This window comes from Sphingomonas arenae (genome assembly GCF_016924655.1).
In the GTDB taxonomy this organism is placed as follows: domain Bacteria; phylum Pseudomonadota; class Alphaproteobacteria; order Sphingomonadales; family Sphingomonadaceae; genus Sphingomicrobium; species Sphingomicrobium arenae.
On record NZ_JAFFJU010000002.1, the window covers coordinates 364,333 to 379,717 of the forward strand.

Sequence of the window (15,385 nt, forward strand, 5' to 3'; positions counted from 1 at the left end):
GCCGACCGTCGTGCTGAAGCCGCGCCTGGGTCGAGACCTGTCTCGGCCCCAGACCCAAGCGCGGCTTCAGCGATCAGGCGTCGTCCTCGCCGCTGGGGCCAACCATCAGAGCTTCGCCCACCTCATCCTTGGACTTGCGGATCGATTGCTCAAGCCGCGCTGCCATCTCCGGGTTCTCGCGCAGATAAGTCTTGGCGTTTTCTCGGCCCTGCCCGATGCGCACCGAATCGTAGCTGAACCACGCGCCCGATTTCTCGACCAAGCCCGCCTTCACACCCAGGTCCAGGATCTCGCCGACCTTGGACACCCCTTCGCCATACATGATGTCGAACTCGACCTGCTTGAACGGCGGCGCGACCTTGTTCTTGACCACCTTCACGCGGGTCGTGTTGCCAACGATATCGTCCCGATCCTTGATCTGGCCAGTCCGGCGGATGTCGAGGCGCACGGAGGCATAGAACTTCAGCGCGTTGCCGCCCGTCGTCGTCTCCGGGTTGCCGTACATGACGCCGATCTTCATGCGAACCTGGTTGATGAAGATGACCGTGCAGCGCGAGCGGCTGATCGAGCCCGTCAGCTTGCGCAGCGCCTGGCTCATCAGGCGGGCTTGAAGGCCGACGTGGCTGTCGCCCATCTCGCCCTCGATCTCGGCCCGCGGCACAAGCGCGGCAACCGAGTCCACCACTAGCACGTCGATGGCGTTGGAGCGCACCAGCGTGTCCACGATCTCCAGCGCCTGCTCACCCGTGTCGGGCTGGGAGACGATCAGCTCGTCGATGTTGACGCCGAGCTTCTTCGCGTAAACCGGGTCGAGCGCATGCTCGGCATCGACGAACGCCGCGGTCCCACCAACCTTTTGTGCCTCCGCAATGGAGTGCAGCGCCAGAGTGGTCTTGCCCGAGCTTTCAGGCCCGTAGATCTCGATGATTCGTCCGCGCGGGAGTCCTCCGACGCCAAGCGCAATGTCAAGCCCAAGGCTGCCGGTCGACACCGTCTCGATCTCGATTTTCTCGCGGCTGCCCAGCTTCATTGCCGAGCCCTTGCCGAACGCCCGATCGATCTGCGCCAGAGCTGCCTCCAGCGCCTTCTGCCTGTCCATGTTTCCTGCTTCCCCGCCTGATCCGACGACCTTCAGATTCGTTGCCATGACCTCACTCCCAAGCCTCGTCAATCGGACGGCTTCGGCTTCCCGCCCCGACATGGACGTACGATATATGTTCTCATGGAACAAGAGAAGAACATCGTTAATGTGCAATGCGGCGGGTAGGAGCCAAGGCCACCAAAGCGGCCAATTCCGTCCAGTTGGCCCGAGCAAATGCAAGAGTTATCGAGCACGACCGCCTGCCGCCAGTGACCTCCGGGTCACAGCGCGGATAATTGTCTCACCTCATCAGAGTCCCTCAGCGCCACCCCCGGGAGAGCGGCATCCGACCACTCAGGCGGTAACCCGCTCCAGGACGGGTGTGATCCGGTCGATGGTGTAAGGCTTTTCAAGCATCGGAACGGAGGCGAACTCGGCCGGAGGCGGCTCGACGTGACCGCCCGATGCGATCACGAAAGGAACACCCTTTTCCTGCAGGCGCTTTGCGACCGGCCAGACCGCTTCCCCCTTCAGGTTCACATCCAGGATCGCGACGTCGAACCCACCGGACTCGCACGCGCCCAGCGCCGCCGAAACGTTGTCGCAGCTCGCATGAATGCGATGACCCAATGTCTCGAGGAAGTCCTCAAGCATCATCGCGATCAGTGGCTCGTCTTCAACGACGAGAATGTTACGCCCCTCGCTCACTTCGCGTTGCATAATCGGCGGAGCCGCCCGCGCAAGTTTTTATTTTGCGGAGAGCACCTTACGGGCTGCCTCGGCCAGTTCCTGGACCGAGAAGGGCTTGGGAAGAAACGCACAATTGTCGATGTCGATCGACTTGCGCAACTGCTCCTCGGCGTAGCCGGACATGAACAGGATCGGGAGTTCCGGACGGGTCTTGCGCGCTTCGCGGACCATGGTGGGTCCATCCATGATCGGCATCACCACGTCCGAAATGAGGAGGTCGATCGGCTCGCCCCGGCCGATTACCTCCAACGCTTCCTCGCCATTGTTCGCGGTCACGACCGTGTAGCCCTGCCGTGTCAGAGCCCGCTCCGCCACCGTGCGAACCATGGGCTCGTCTTCCACCAGCAAGACCGTCCCGGTGCCCCAGAGATCCTCCTTCTTCGGCGCGGGCACGACAGGTGCCGGACCCTGCCCCTTCTCTTCCTGATGGACGGGAAGGTAGATCACGAAGGTCGTTCCCTGACCGACCTTCGATTCCGCGAAGATGAAGCCGCCCGACTGTTTCACGATGCCGTACACGGTCGACAGCCCGAGGCCCGTGCCCTTGCCGACCTCCTTGGTAGTAAAGAACGGCTCGAACACCTTGCCGAGAACATTCGGGGGGATCCCAACCCCCGTGTCGGTGATCGAGAACGCGACGTAATCCGCGATGGGCAGGATTTCGCTGCCCAGTTCGGCGACCTGGCTCGCACTCACCGCATAGGTCTGAATGGTGAGATCCCCACCACCCTTGGCCAACATGGCGTCCCGGGCATTGACCGCCAGGTTGACGATCACCTGCTCCAGCTGTCCGGGATCGGCTCTTACGGATCCCAGGTTTCTACCGTGCTTCACGGTCAGGGTGACGGTCTCACCCAGCAAACGCTTCAATAGGTGAGACACTTCCGAAACCACGTCGGGAAGCTGCAGCACTTGTGGCCGCAACGTCTGCTGCCGTGAGAAGGCGAGCAGCTGCCGGGTCAGGCCGGCGGCACGGTTCGAATTCGACTTGATCTGCTGGATGTCGTCATAGTCGCTGTCGCCGGGCGTATGGCGCATCAACATCAGGTCGCAGTGACCGATGATCGCCGTCAGGATGTTGTTGAAGTCGTGGGCCACGCCGCCAGCGAGCTGACCGACTGCCTGCATCTTGGTCGCCTGTGCGATCTGACGCTTGAGCTTGGCTTCCTCGCTATTGTCCTTCAGCAGCAGCAGCACGGCTGCATCGCCCAGCCCGCGAAGTCCCGCAATGGTCAGCGCCACCGGCTCGGTCGGCTGGTGGCCAAGTCGCACCGCCAGGTCGCCCGACATCGCTGGTCCGCGCGCATTGCGCCGAACCGCGTCGGCCACCGCCGCCTTGTCCTCCTTGACGACAAGGTCGCTCGGAAAGGCCGGCCGAGTTCCTTCCACGATCCCGCCAGCGACGCGGAAGGCCTTGTTGGTGGTCAGGAATCGCCCGTCCCGGTCGACGAGCGCCAGTCCGATCGGAAGAATATCGAGCAGCGCCTGAAGATTCGTGGGCTCCGTGATGTCGGCCGCTTCGGTCGTGTCGAACAGGAGAACTTGGGCAGAACTCACAGTTCCACCCGAGCCGAGTGGCACGTGCAGCAGCCTCAGCGGACGCGCAGATTCCCCCTCCGACAAGAACCGAACGCGTCCATCCTCGGAGGGCAGCAAGAGATCGGACAGAGTTGGCCCAGGCGCCCCTTCCTCCACGTTCAGTCCCGTGCGCTCTGCCATCAGGCTGTTGATGGCGAGCAGTCGGCCCTCTCCATCAATCACGGCCGCGAGCACGCCGCTCTGAGCGAGGATTTCCCCTTCTGCGCCTCGCATCCTGCGTGCGGCAATGCGGGTCCGATCGGGCTGCGGCCGCGGGAAGCGCCACAGCAATTGATCGCCGCGGGAACCGACCCGCTCCACTCCGACCGCCACCTGGCCCGCGGACGTCGTGATTCCCGCGGCGCAGCCTTGTCCATCCCGCCAGGCGAGCGATCGCGCCAGCCCGAGGGCAGCGCTGGCTTCCTCGTCGATGCCGATCCCGGTCGGAGCCGGCGCACCGGCGAACCGTTCCCGATATGCAGCGTTCGCCGTAATGAGGCGTCCGTCACTGTCGGTGAGGACGGCCGGGTCCGGGCACAGGCTGAGACTGGATGCGACCAGGGCGTAATCAGGGCTGACCGCCGGAAAGACGGTGCGAGAGGCAGCAGTGGGTCGAGCCGAGAGGATCGCCGCTCCGCCGGAAAGCAAAGTGCCCAGGCCGAGCAGCAAAGCAATCCGTGGGTGGCCAACAACAAACGCCAGCAATGCTCCGCTGACTAGCGCCAGGACCACCAACAATGGGATCAGCCAGGACTCGCCGCGAGGAAGCGGTTGAGCGTCAATCGCAGCGAGCCGGCTGTGGATCATCACCTCACCATACGCGGACACGCTGCTCCGGCGCCAGATAGAGCTTCTGCCCTGCCTGGACATTGAAGGCGGGGTACCAGGGGTCGAGATTGCGAACGACGAAGGTGCGCTGCTCGGACGGGCTGTGCGGGTCGGTGATCAAACGCTGGCGGAGATTCGCCTCACGATAGTTGCGACGCCACACCTGTGCCCAGCCGAGGTAGAAGCGCTGATCGCCGGTCGTGCCATCGATGGTCGGCGCGGCCTTGCCATCGAGGCTGTGCTTGTAGGCGTCATATGCCACCGTGAGTCCCGCCAGATCCCCGATGTTCTCGCCTAGCGTGAAGGCGCCCTTCACGTTTGCGCCGGGAAAGATCTCGTAAGCATCATATTGCGCAACCAGCTGCTTGGTCGCAGCCTCGAACGCCTGCTTGTCGGCAGCGGTCCACCACTCGTTCAAGCGCCCGTTCTCGTCATACTTTGAGCCCTGGTCGTCGAAGTGGTGGCTGATCTCGTGGCCGATAACGGCTCCGATCCCGCCATAGTTGACCGCCGGGTCGGCATTCGGATCGAAGAACGGCGGCTGGAGGATCGCCGCCGGGAACACGATCTCCTGCATGCCGAAGTTCGCGTAGGCATTCACCTCCATCGGAGTCATGCCCCATTCCCAGCGATAAATCGGCTGCCCCAGCTTACCGACGTTCCACGCATAATCGAACCGGTTTGAGCGCATGGCGTTGCCGAGCAGGTCATCCTGCCGAATTTCCAGCGCGGACATGTCGCGCCAACGGTCCGGATAGCCGATCTTTGTCGTGAAGTTGGCGAGCTTGGCGCGGGCGCGCTGCTTCGTCTCCGGCGCCATCCAGGCAAGCCCGTCGATCCGCCGGCCCATCGCCGCAACGACTTCCTTGACCAGAGCATCGGCCGCCGCCTTTGTCTCGGGCGGGAAGTAGCGCGACACATAGAGCTTACTGACGTCATCCTGAAGCACGCCCACGGTGAAGTTCACCGCGCGCTTCCATCGGGCTTCCTGCTCGGGCGTGCCCGACAGGGCCGTGCCGTAGAACGCAAACTGCTCCTTATCGAACTTGCTCGGCAGGAACGGCGCATAAGCGTCCAACGAGCGAACCAGCAGCTGATCCTTGAGCACGCCAAGCGGCGCGGCGCGGATCGCCGAAGAGATGCCGGCGATCGCGCTAGGCTGCGCAACGATCAGGGAGTCGCCACGGACGTCCCGCTCCTGCAGCAAGCGAGCGAAGTCGAACCCCGGCGCACGCTTCTGAAGCTCTGCGACGGAAAGCTTGTTGTAGGTCTTGTCAGCGTCTCGGCTGTCCACCCGGTTCCAATGCGCCTGCGCGACCTTGGTCTCGAACGCGACAATGGCTTTCGCCCGCGCCGCGGCGTTAGCTTCGCCCGCCAGGTTCAGCATATTGGTGAGGTGCTGGAGGTACTTGGCCCGTGTTTCCGCGATCTTGGCGTCCTTGGACAGGTAATAATCCCGATCTGGCATGCCGATGCCCGCCTGATACATCGACAGGATGTACTGATCCGGGTTCTTGTCGTCCTGACCCACGTAGGTGGCGAACGGAGTGGGTACGCCGATCTTGGCCGCCTCTCCATAGATGGCAGGCAGGTCCGACTTGCTGTCGATCGCCCGGACCTGTCCAAGCCACGGCTCGAACGGCGCCAAGCCCTTCGCCTCGACCGCTGCCTCATCCATGAAGCTGGCGTAGGTCGCGCCAATCCGGCTGTCGTTTTCCTTGGCCTGCTCCTCGATCAGCGTCTTGGTGCGCTCCTTCGACAGGTCGTCGAGCATCGTGAACATGCCGTAGTTCGACTTGTCGGCCGGGATCGGAGTGTTCTTCGCCCAGGTGCCGTTCGCGAAGCCATAGAAATTGTCACCGGCTTGCACTGTGGTGTCCATGCCTGCCGTGTCGAAACCATAGGTGCCAAGCTGCGGCTTTGGCTTGGCAGCTTCGACCGGCACGGGTGCCTGCTCGGCGGCGGCGGCGGTCTCGACGGGAGTGGAAGTGGTGGAGCAACCGGCCAGAGCGGTCGAGGCGACGAGGAACAAAACGATACGCTTCATGATCTTGGCAGACTCCGATCAGGAACGATGGGAAAAGAGTTCAGGTCGTGTTCGCCTGCGCCACTTGCGGTGCACCCACCAGCGCCAAACGACAATCGACACGCCATATCCGACGAACGCACATCCCAGCGCGATGATGAACAGGCCGGACATCATGGCTGGCGCCGCGTCCGACAGCAGCCAGCGCAGCCACTGCCCCGCGCTCGCACCGCTCGCATAGAGCGCGTTGAAGGTGTCGAGGTCCGCGTGGAATCCGAGCTTGTTTCCGACCAGGATGGACGCGGCCAGGAAAAACGGGGTCGTCGCCGGGTTGGACAGGAAGGTCATGGCAGCAGCGATGGGGATGTTGCCCCGCAACGGCACCGACATGAGCGCCGCGCCAACGATCTGAAGCCCCGGGATCATCAGGAAGATGCCGATGAACAGGCCCGCGAAAACCCCGCGAGGAACCGACCGGCGGGTGAATCGCCACAGGTCCGACTGTCGGATGCGCTTGCCGAACGGCTTCAGCCAGCGGCTCTCGAGCACTTCCTCGCGAGAGGGCGTGTGCTTGGCCGCGAGCCGGGAGAAGAAGTTGCCCTCAGCCATGGCTGCGGAGCAGTCGCCCCTGTTCACGCTTCCAGTCGCGTTCCTTGATGGTCTCGCGCTTGTCGTGCACCTTCTTGCCCCGCGCGACCGCCAGTTCGACCTTCGCGCGTCCCTTGCCGTTGAAGTAGATGGACAAGGGTACGATCGTGAGCCCCTGCCGCGTAATCGCTCCCTGCAGCCGGGCGATCTCCCGGCCCTTGAGGAGCAGCTTGCGGCGGCGCCGCGGCTCGTGGTTCATCCAGCTGCCCGCCCCATATTGCGGAATGGAGGAGTTGATCAGCCAGACCTCGTCACCATCGACGGTGGCATAAGCCTCGGCAATGGATCCTTCGCCCGAGCGAAGCGCCTTCACTTCGGTGCCTTGGAGCGCGATCCCCGCCTCCAGCCGGTCCTCGACGAAATAGTCGAACCGTGCGCGCCGGTTCTCGGCAACGACCTTCTGCTTGTCGAATGGTGTGGGCAGCGGTTTGGACATCGGCAGGCGCCACTTAAGGACTGCACCGGCCTGTGACTAGCGTGTTTGCGTCAGGCGAGCCCCGCCACCTCTAGAGCGGCATCCACTGCCCGCTTCGCCGTATCGCTCGGCTCCGTCAGCGGCAACCGGAGCTCCTGCGGGAAGCCGGGCCGCACCCGGCCAAGGGCGTACTTTGCGGGCCCCGGCGAGGCATCTGCGAACATCGCCGTGTGCAGGGCGAAGAGGCGATCCTGCAGACCAAGCGCCTTGTCCCAGTCCCGCTTCAATGTCGCCGCCTGGAACTCGGCGCAGAGTCGCGGGGCCACGTTCGCGGTGACGGAGATGCAGCCGACCCCACCCATGGCGTTGAAGCCGAGCGCCATGTCATCGTTGCCGGAGAGCTGGCAGAAGTCCTCGCCACAGGCGAGGCGCTGCGCCGTCACCCGCGCCAGGTTGCCGGTCGCATCCTTGATTCCCACGACCGTGGGCAGCTTGGCTACCTCCGCCAGCGTCTCAACGCTGATATCGGCCACCGTTCGGCCCGGCACGTTATACACAACGATCGGCAGGTCCGAGGCTTCCGCTAGAGCCCGAAAATGGGCCGCAATGCCCGTCTGGCTCGGCTTGTTGTAGTAAGGCACGACCACCAGCGCCGCTGCCGCCCCGGCCTCTTTCGCCACCCGCATCTTCTCGGCCGAGGCCGCCGTCGAATAGCTCCCGCACCCCGCGATGACCGGCACCCGTCCCCTCGCCTGCTCGACGCAGAGGCGCACGACGCGGGCGTGCTCCTCGGCCGAGAGTGTCGCCACCTCGCCCGTGGTCCCGCATGGCACCAGGGCACTCGACCCCTCGACAATCTGCCATTCGACGAGGTCCCGGAACGCGTCTTCATTGACGCGGCCTGCGGTGAACGGTGTCACAAGTGCGGGGATTGAGCCAGAAAACATTGCCTTACCCCCTTCACCGGGATTCACCCGTCACGTACCAACAACGGTTAACGGCGTTCAGCACTTGATAAGGACCAGCAAGCGAACATGTCCAGCATGAGGCGAGTAAGCTACCTCCTTCCGCTGGTCCTCGGGTCCGCGGCCATCGCGAGTTCGACCCAGCTGGTGCCGGTGCGGACGCAACCTGCGGCAGCTTACCCGGCCCTTGGTGCCTATGACGTCAACGCCGCGCTGGCCGATTGGCGGCGGCTACGGAGCCAGGAAGGCTGGGCCTTCGCGGACTACGCCCGCTTCCTGCTCGCCTACCCCGACTGGCCTGGCGAGAGCGGGATGCGCCGAGCGGCCGAGAAGTCGATGCGCCCCGGCGAGAACCCGGCGACGGTGATCACTTTCTTCCGCACGGACAAACCCCTGACTGCCAACGGCTATGCTCGCCTTGCAGACGCCTACGCAGCGCAAGGGCGGACCGCGGACGCGGTGCAAGCGGCCCGCGATGCATGGAGCGCCCCGGGCCTCTCAGCCACGGACGAGATCGCGCTTTACCAGCGCTTCGGCTCCAGCTTTACGAGCGCGGATCACGACCGCCGGATCGATCGACTGCTGATCGATCGCGACCCGCAGGATGCTCAGCGCATGCTCCCGTCGGCAAGTGCCGCTCGCCGCCCGGCCTTTGCGGCCCGTGTCGCGATGCAGCTCCGCTCGCCGGACGTCGAAGCGCTCTATGCTGCCGTCCAGAACCAGGTGACCGCCGACGCCGGCCTGATGCAAGACCGCGCGCGCTACCTGCGAGAGGCGGGCTGGCACATCCCGGCGCGGCAACTGCTCGCACGGCCGCATACTTTTACCTACCGGCCCATCGACGTCGACAAATGGTACGAGTTGAAGCTGCTTCACGCGCAGGAAGCGGCCGCCGCGGGTCAGTACAGCCTTGCCTACAACATCGCCCGGCAGGTGGACGATGCCGTCAACTTCGGCGCCGATCTCAGCCTTCAACCCCTTGGTATCCGGGACAAGTATACGTCACTGACCTGGCTGGCAGGCACCCTCGCCTTACGTTCCCTGAACCGACCAGCGGACGCGGTGGCGCTGTTCGATCGCTACTCCAAGGGCGGCCGCTCGCTCCAGGTTCTCACCAAGGGCGCCTACTGGGCCGGTCGCGCGGCCAGCCAGGCGGGTCGATTCCAGGAAGCGACGGCTCACTTCAACCGGGCAGCGGCCTATCCCGACCTCTTCTACGGCCAGCTTGCGCTCGAGCGCGTCGGGCGGCAGGTTCCGGCGCCCAACGCAGCACCGGTCATCGCACCCACGCCCGACCAGCGGCAGGCTTTTCAGCAGAGGGGCCTTGTCCGTGCGGTCCGGCTGCTCGGGCAGCAGGGGCGGCGCGACGAGCAGGCCCTTTTCGTCCGCGCCCTTTCGGAAGCGGTCCACGACGATGCTGGACGTTCCCTCTCCATCGAGCTTGGCAACCAGATTGGCCGCCAGGACCTGGCCGTCTGGACCGCCCGCTCCGCCCGCAACGATGGCTCGCCCTTCTACTTCCGCTCTGCCTTCCCCACCATCGGGGCCGGCTTGAGCGATCAGCGGCTCTGGAGCCTCGCTCACGGGATCACGCGGCAGGAAAGCTCCTTCGACCGAACCGCCGTCAGCCATGCCGGCGCACGCGGAATGATGCAGCTCATGCCCGGCACCGCCCAGGAACAGGCCGGCAAGATGGGCGTCGGCTACGACTACGGCCGGCTCACATCCGACCCGGCGTACAATGTCATGCTCGGCTCCGCCTACTTCCGCCGCCTGCTCGATCAATGGGACGGCAACTATCCGCTGGCTGTGGCGAGCTACAATGCGGGCGCTGGCAACGTCCGCAAGTGGGTGCGCAACAATGGCGACCCGCGGCGGCCCGGAGCGGACATCGTCAGCTGGATTGAGGACATCCCGTTCAGCGAGACTCGCGGCTACGTCCAGCGAGTGCTCGAAAACACGGTGGTGTACGAGCGGCTGAACCCGCAGCCGCAGACCCAGCCGCGCCAGCTCAGCCACTTCCTCGGCAAGCCGCGGCTGGGCTAAGCGGGTCGGCATGTCCGGCCTCCCGCCCCGCTTTATCACGCCCGACGGCTTCGCCCGCCTGCGCGCCGAATACCAGCAGCTGTTCGGCGAGGAGCGGCCGAAGCTGGTCGAAACGATCAGCTGGGCCGCGGGCAACGGCGACCGGTCGGAGAACGGCGACTACATCTACGGCCGCAAGCGCCTGCGCGAGATCGACCGACGCATCGGCTATCTGTCGCGCATCATGAAGGCCGCCAAGGTGGTGAACCCGGCCGAGCAGCCCGACAAGGACGTGGTCCGCTTCGGCGCCACGGTGGAGCTCGCCGACGAGTTCGACGCGCGACGGGTGGTCACCATCGTCGGCGACGACGAGACCGACGCCTCCGCCGGCCGCATCGGCTGGTCCGCCCCTCTCACCCGCGCGCTTGTCGGAGCGCGAGTCGGTGACGAACGGGTGGTGCGGCTCCCCGCGGGCGAGAAGTGGTATGAGGTGGTGGGGATTAGTTATCCGGGGTGAGGCAAGTAATGTATGCTTGCGACCCATTGCGGACGTCTAACGCTAGGTTAAACAGAGCCGCATGGTAAGACAGATCTCGGCTTTCTTGCTGCTGTGTCTCGCGTCGGCTTGCGACACCGACTTGTATTATGACACATCAGCTTGTCGCGATGGAGACGCGAATACTGTCTGCCCCATTGATGGCTCAAGACAAGGCGACGACAGTGCCAAACCGAGCCACTTCGCTTCGGGGGAAAAGAATCCGGAGCTCTTGAAACGGATACAGAACTCGGTCGAGGGGACGATCAGCTTCGCAGGTCACTACTCTACTGCCTACGTCCCATGCGGCACGGGATGCGGCAGCTACTGGTTTGTAGACCGCCGCAATGGAGCGGTCATTCCTGCTCCGGATGAGGCCGCCGAGGGACAGATGGCTTGGGAAATCAACACAGGCCACGACACCGACTTAGTGGAAGTAATCTACGGTCCGCGGGACGGCACCAACACTGGCGGTTGTGCTAAGCAAGTATTCCGCTGGACAGGAACGGAATTTGCTGCGGCAAGGTCAAAGGAGCCTACGACTTGCCCCCGTTAAAGTTCGCTTCCACCCATAACAGACGTACGCAGTCCTAGCCGCCAAACAACCACCAGCCCGCCACCGCCGCCCCAGGCAGCACGGCCAGCACGTTGAACTTCGACCGCCAGAGGTAGAGCACCACGAGCGCCGCGCCGAAGATCGCGACGGCCGCCCACAAAGGCTCGGCCGTTCGCGCGGTCGTCCTCGCCAGCTCCACGAACGTCGCGGCGACCAGCCCGACCACTCCCGCCGCCACGCCGGCCAGCACGTCGTGCAGCCGCGTGTCCTCCACCACCCGCTCCAGTCGGTCGAAGAACAGCAGCGTCATGCCGAACGCCGGCACGAACACGCCCGCGGTGATCGCCAGCGCTCCGGCGAGGCCTCCCGCCTGGTAGCCGACGAAAGTCGCGAAGATGACCAGCGGCGCGGGGATGAGGCCGGACAGGGCCAGCCCGTCGAGGAACTGCCCATCGCTCACCCACCCGCGCCCCACCGCCGCATCCCGCACGAACGGAATGGCGGTATAGGCCCCGCCAAAGGTCAGCAGCCCGGCCTGCAAGCCCACCAGGAACAGCAGCCAGGCCGACGCGGGTGCTCCGCTCGCCATGACCGCCGCGACGGCGCTCCCGCCACCGATGGCGCTCGCTGCCACCGCCAGCGCCAGCAGCAGCACCGCCGCCACTCGCCACCCTCGCCGGGCAGCGACATAGGCCAGCCCGCCGGCCGGCAGCACGACCCAGAAGGGAGCTCCCAGCACCGACCCGCCGGCTGCGACCAGCGCCACGGCCCACAGCCAGGCGTCGGTCAGCACATGCTCGCCAATCCGGTGCACCGCCCGCACGATTACGGCCAGCACCGCCACCTGCACGCCCAGCAGCAGCGCGGGCCAGGGCTCCGCCTGCAGGTTCAGCCGCTGGTACGCCCAAGCCAGCAGCAGCATCAGCAACAGCCCCGGCAGCATGAAGCCGAGCCCCGCCAGCAGGCCCCCGATCCGGCCCCGCTGCATCATTCCCAGGTGCACGCACAACTCGTGCGCCTCCGGTCCTGGCAGCGCCTGGTAGACGGCGAGCAGGCGATTGAACCGCTGCGGATCGAGCCAGCGCTCCTCCTCGACCAACTCCCGCTTGATCATGGCGATCTGCGCCACCGGCCCGCCCCAGGCGAGCAGGCCGAAGCGCAGGAAGCGCCCGAACAGCGACAGCAGGGTTGGCGGCGCGCCGGTCATGCTTAGCTTTTAGCGGAGGTCCCGCGTCAGGCGAACTGCTCGACGGGCTTGCTCGCGTCACCTTCCGCCGGCGGCTCGGCGGGCACTGCTTTCGCCAGTGCTGCAGCGACCGCCTCCAGCGAAGCGATCACGCCGGCCTGCATGTCTCCCGCGTCGATCGCGGTCCAGGGCGCCCACCGCGTGTCGGTCTGGGCGAAGCAGTCGGTCCAGGCGGCCATGTAGGCGTTGCGGGCCGCCAGGCTGCGCAGGTCCTGCTGCGTCATGAGGTGCCGCGCCCACGGGTCCTCGCCCCGGGCATGCAGCCGCGCCGCCTGGGTCACGGCATCGACGTGAAAGAACAGCTTCACGATGGTCGTGCCATGCTCGGTCTGCTGGTTCTCGAACTCATTGATGGCGTCGCAGGCGCGCAGCCACTCCTTCGGGCTGGACCGGCCGAGCGCCTTGTCGTCCACCGCTCGCCGGTACCAGCTGCGATAGTGCAGCGCGACAGACCCGGCTTCGGGGAGGGTTGACCAGAAGGGTGCAAGCCAGTGCCGCGACGCCCCCACCTCGTCCTCCGCCAGCGTGCAGTAGGTCGCCACATAACACGGGTCGAGCGCCGCCGCTAAAGCCTTCAACGCCCGCCGCTTGCCCGCGCCCTCCCACCCTTCAAACAGGATGATGGCGCGCTTGCGATGGACCACAAGCGCGAGGTGAAGCTCCGCCAGCCGCTGCTGCAGCACCCCGAGGCTTGCGGCGAAGTCGCCGGTAAACGGCAGCCCGCGTTCAAATTTCGTTAAATCGACCTGCACGCAGGCAGAGCTAACCGCAAAGCCGCGGGTCAGCAATCCGGGCGGAGCAGCTGTGCCGGGATGGGGCGCTCAGCCGACCGGCTGCGCCGCTCCCTCTCCCACCACCTTGATCGACAGCTCCTTCAGCTGCCTCGCCGTGACCGGCGCCGGCGCGTTCATCATCAGGTCCTCGGCCTTTTGGTTCATCGGGAAGACCACGACCTCGCGGATGTTCGGCTCGCCGGCGAGCAGCATGACGATCCGGTCGATGCCTGGAGCCGACCCGCCGTGCGGCGGCGCGCCATATTTGAACGCGTTGATCATGCCCGAGAAGTTCTCGTCCACCTGCTCCTTCGAGTAGCCGGCGATCTCGAACGCCTTGTACATGATGTCCGGCCGATGGTTCCGGATCGCGCCGGAGCTCAGCTCCACCCCGTTGCACACGATGTCATACTGCCACGCCAGGATCTCGAGCGGGTCCTTGGTCTCCAGCGCCTCCAGCTCCCCCTGGGGCATGGAGAAGGGGTTGTGCGAGAAGTCGACCTTCTTCGCTTCCTCGTCATATTCGAACATCGGAAAGTCGACGATCCAGCAGAATTCGAAGCGGTTCTCGTCGATGAGACCGAGCTGCTGCCCGACCCGCGTCCTTGCCAGCCCGGCGAGCTTGGCCGCTTCCGCTTCCTTGCCTGCCGCGAAGAACAGGCCGTCGTCCGGTCCAAGCCCCAGCTCCGCCGCCAGCTTGTCCATGCCGTCGGTGCCATGGTTCTTGGCGATGGGACCGCCCCACTCGCCGCCCTTGCGCGTTGCGTAACCGAGACCCGCAAAGCCCTCGCTCCGCGCCCAGTCGTTCATGTCGTCGAAGAACTTGCGGCTCTTCTCCGCAGTGCCCGGCGCCGGGATGGCGCGCACCACAGCGCCCTTCTCGACAAGGCCGGCAAACAGGCCGAAGCCGGAGCCGCGGAAATGCTCGCCGACGTCCGCGATGACCAGCGGGTTGCGCAGGTCTGGCTTGTCGCTGCCATACCTCAGCATCGACTCACGATACGGAATGCGCGGGAACGCGCCCTCGGTCACAGAGCGCCCATTCGCGAACTCCCGGAACACGCCGGCCAGCACCGGCTCGATCGCGTTGAAGACGTCGTCCTGAGTGACGAAGCTCATCTCGAAGTCGAGCTGGTAGAACTCGCCCGGGCTGCGATCCGCCCGCGCATCCTCGTCGCGGAAGCAGGGAGCAATCTGGAAATAGCGGTCGAAGCCGGCGACCATCAGCAGCTGCTTGAACATCTGCGGCGCCTGCGGAAGGGCATAGAACTTGCCCGGATGCACCCGGCTCGGCACCAGATAGTCGCGTGCGCCTTCCGGCGACGATGCAGTCAAGATCGGCGTCTGGAACTCGGTGAAACCCTGCTCCACCATCCGCCGCCGGATCGAGGCGATAACGTTCGACCGCAGCAGGATGTTGGCGTGCACCTTCTCACGCCGGAGATCGAGGTAGCGGTACCTGAGCCGGATATCCTCCGGATACTCCTGGTCGCCTGCGACGGGCATCGGCAGCTCGGCCGCCTGGCTTTGCACCGTCACCTCCAGCGCGAACACCTCGATCTCGCCGGTCGCCAGGTTGGCATTGGTCGTTCCCTCGGCCCGCGCCTTCACCGCACCGTCGATCGTGACCACCGACTCCACGCGCAGCCGGTCGAGCACGGGCAGCGCCGGGCTGTCCGTGTCCGCAACGATCTGCGTGATCCCATAATGGTCGCGCAGGTCGATGAACAGCACACCGCCGTGATCGCGCTTGCGGTGGATCCAGCCTGACAGGCGGACCGTCTCGCCGATGTCCGAGGCGCGGAGCTGGCCGCAGGTATGGGTGCGAAAGGCGTGCATGATTTTCTGCTCTTCTCTTTCCGTCATTCCCGCGAAGGCGGGAATCCATCTCCGGCGCGTTTCGCCTGTCTCGAGGTCAGGAGATGGACCCCCGCCTTCGCGGGGGTGACGAAGGGCGGT

The 15,385-nt window shown here is 65.2% G+C and carries 12 protein-coding genes; 2 read left to right on the forward strand and 10 right to left on the reverse strand.

The window, feature by feature from the left end; translation table 11 throughout:
* Nucleotides 1-73: 73 nt before the first annotated feature.
* From recA to dapA, 7 genes are all read right to left on the reverse strand, one after another.
* Entirely contained in the window at nucleotides 74-1,147 is a 1,074-nt protein-coding gene (recA, locus tag JT720_RS07905) for a recombinase RecA (RefSeq protein WP_205480635.1), read from the reverse strand.
* 288 nt (nucleotides 1,148-1,435) lie between these two features.
* The gene (locus JT720_RS07910) at nucleotides 1,436-1,789 is read right to left on the reverse strand and encodes a response regulator (protein WP_205480636.1); all 354 of its coding nucleotides are present in this window, start codon (nucleotides 1,787-1,789) and stop codon (nucleotides 1,436-1,438) included.
* 39 nt (nucleotides 1,790-1,828) lie between these two features.
* The gene (locus tag JT720_RS07915) at nucleotides 1,829-4,216 is read right to left on the reverse strand and encodes a hybrid sensor histidine kinase/response regulator (protein WP_205480637.1); all 2,388 of its coding nucleotides are present in this window, start codon (nucleotides 4,214-4,216) and stop codon (nucleotides 1,829-1,831) included.
* A gap of 4 nt (nucleotides 4,217-4,220) precedes the next feature.
* On the reverse strand, nucleotides 4,221-6,284 hold the full coding sequence (locus JT720_RS07920; protein WP_205480638.1) for a M13 family metallopeptidase: 2,064 nt from the start codon (nucleotides 6,282-6,284) through the stop codon (nucleotides 4,221-4,223).
* An 18-nt stretch (nucleotides 6,285-6,302) separates the two neighbouring features.
* Nucleotides 6,303-6,872 carry a DUF2062 domain-containing protein gene (locus tag JT720_RS07925; protein WP_205480639.1) on the reverse strand — a complete coding sequence of 190 codons (570 nt, stop codon included), beginning with the start codon at nucleotides 6,870-6,872 and terminating at the stop codon, nucleotides 6,303-6,305.
* On the reverse strand, nucleotides 6,865-7,347 hold the full coding sequence (smpB, locus tag JT720_RS07930) for an SsrA-binding protein SmpB (protein WP_205480640.1): 483 nt from the start codon (nucleotides 7,345-7,347) through the stop codon (nucleotides 6,865-6,867). The genes JT720_RS07925 and smpB overlap by 8 nt, the downstream gene beginning before the upstream one ends.
* A gap of 50 nt (nucleotides 7,348-7,397) precedes the next feature.
* The gene (dapA, locus tag JT720_RS07935; RefSeq protein WP_205480641.1) at nucleotides 7,398-8,273 is read right to left on the reverse strand and encodes a 4-hydroxy-tetrahydrodipicolinate synthase; all 876 of its coding nucleotides are present in this window, start codon (nucleotides 8,271-8,273) and stop codon (nucleotides 7,398-7,400) included.
* Between the two features lie 87 nt (nucleotides 8,274-8,360).
* On the opposite strand from dapA, the gene JT720_RS07940 reads away from it, so the two are divergent.
* On the forward strand, nucleotides 8,361-10,337 hold the full coding sequence (locus JT720_RS07940) for a lytic transglycosylase domain-containing protein (protein WP_205480642.1): 1,977 nt from the start codon (nucleotides 8,361-8,363) through the stop codon (nucleotides 10,335-10,337).
* Nucleotides 10,338-10,347: 10 nt separating this feature from the next.
* Nucleotides 10,348-10,833, forward strand: a complete 486-nt coding sequence (gene greB / locus JT720_RS07945; RefSeq protein WP_205480643.1) for a transcription elongation factor GreB — start codon at nucleotides 10,348-10,350, stop codon at nucleotides 10,831-10,833.
* Between the two features lie 608 nt (nucleotides 10,834-11,441).
* On the opposite strand, the gene chrA is transcribed toward greB, so the two are convergent.
* The 3 genes from chrA to aspS form a co-directional block, all read right to left on the reverse strand.
* Nucleotides 11,442-12,614 (reverse strand): chromate efflux transporter, encoded by a 1,173-nt coding sequence (gene chrA, locus JT720_RS07950; RefSeq protein ID WP_205480645.1) that lies wholly within the window; start codon nucleotides 12,612-12,614, stop codon nucleotides 11,442-11,444.
* 26 nt (nucleotides 12,615-12,640) lie between these two features.
* Nucleotides 12,641-13,405 carry a polyphosphate kinase 2 family protein gene (locus JT720_RS07955; RefSeq protein WP_205480646.1) on the reverse strand — a complete coding sequence of 255 codons (765 nt, stop codon included), beginning with the start codon at nucleotides 13,403-13,405 and terminating at the stop codon, nucleotides 12,641-12,643.
* A 69-nt stretch (nucleotides 13,406-13,474) separates the two neighbouring features.
* The gene (aspS, locus tag JT720_RS07960; RefSeq protein WP_205480648.1) at nucleotides 13,475-15,265 is read right to left on the reverse strand and encodes an aspartate--tRNA ligase; all 1,791 of its coding nucleotides are present in this window, start codon (nucleotides 15,263-15,265) and stop codon (nucleotides 13,475-13,477) included.
* Nucleotides 15,266-15,385 lie beyond the last annotated feature (120 nt).

What these genes read in the sequence shown, in the direction of transcription:
- recA (WP_205480635.1), bottom strand. Translation starts at nt 1,147, where the DNA reads ATGGCAACGAATCTGAAGGTCGTCGGATCAGGCGGGGAAGCAGGAAAC.
- JT720_RS07915 (WP_205480637.1), bottom strand. Translation starts at nt 4,216, where the DNA reads ATGATCCACAGCCGGCTCGCTGCGATTGACGCTCAACCGCTTCCTCGC.
- JT720_RS07920 (WP_205480638.1), bottom strand. Translation starts at nt 6,284, where the DNA reads ATGAAGCGTATCGTTTTGTTCCTCGTCGCCTCGACCGCTCTGGCCGGT.
- JT720_RS07925 (WP_205480639.1), bottom strand. Translation starts at nt 6,872, where the DNA reads ATGGCTGAGGGCAACTTCTTCTCCCGGCTCGCGGCCAAGCACACGCCC.
- smpB (WP_205480640.1), bottom strand. Translation starts at nt 7,347, where the DNA reads ATGTCCAAACCGCTGCCCACACCATTCGACAAGCAGAAGGTCGTTGCC.
- dapA (WP_205480641.1), bottom strand. Translation starts at nt 8,273, where the DNA reads ATGTTTTCTGGCTCAATCCCCGCACTTGTGACACCGTTCACCGCAGGC.
- JT720_RS07940 (WP_205480642.1), top strand. Translation starts at nt 8,361, where the DNA reads ATGTCCAGCATGAGGCGAGTAAGCTACCTCCTTCCGCTGGTCCTCGGG.
- greB (WP_205480643.1), top strand. Translation starts at nt 10,348, where the DNA reads ATGTCCGGCCTCCCGCCCCGCTTTATCACGCCCGACGGCTTCGCCCGC.
- chrA (WP_205480645.1), bottom strand. Translation starts at nt 12,614, where the DNA reads ATGACCGGCGCGCCGCCAACCCTGCTGTCGCTGTTCGGGCGCTTCCTG.
- aspS (WP_205480648.1), bottom strand. Translation starts at nt 15,265, where the DNA reads ATGCACGCCTTTCGCACCCATACCTGCGGCCAGCTCCGCGCCTCGGAC.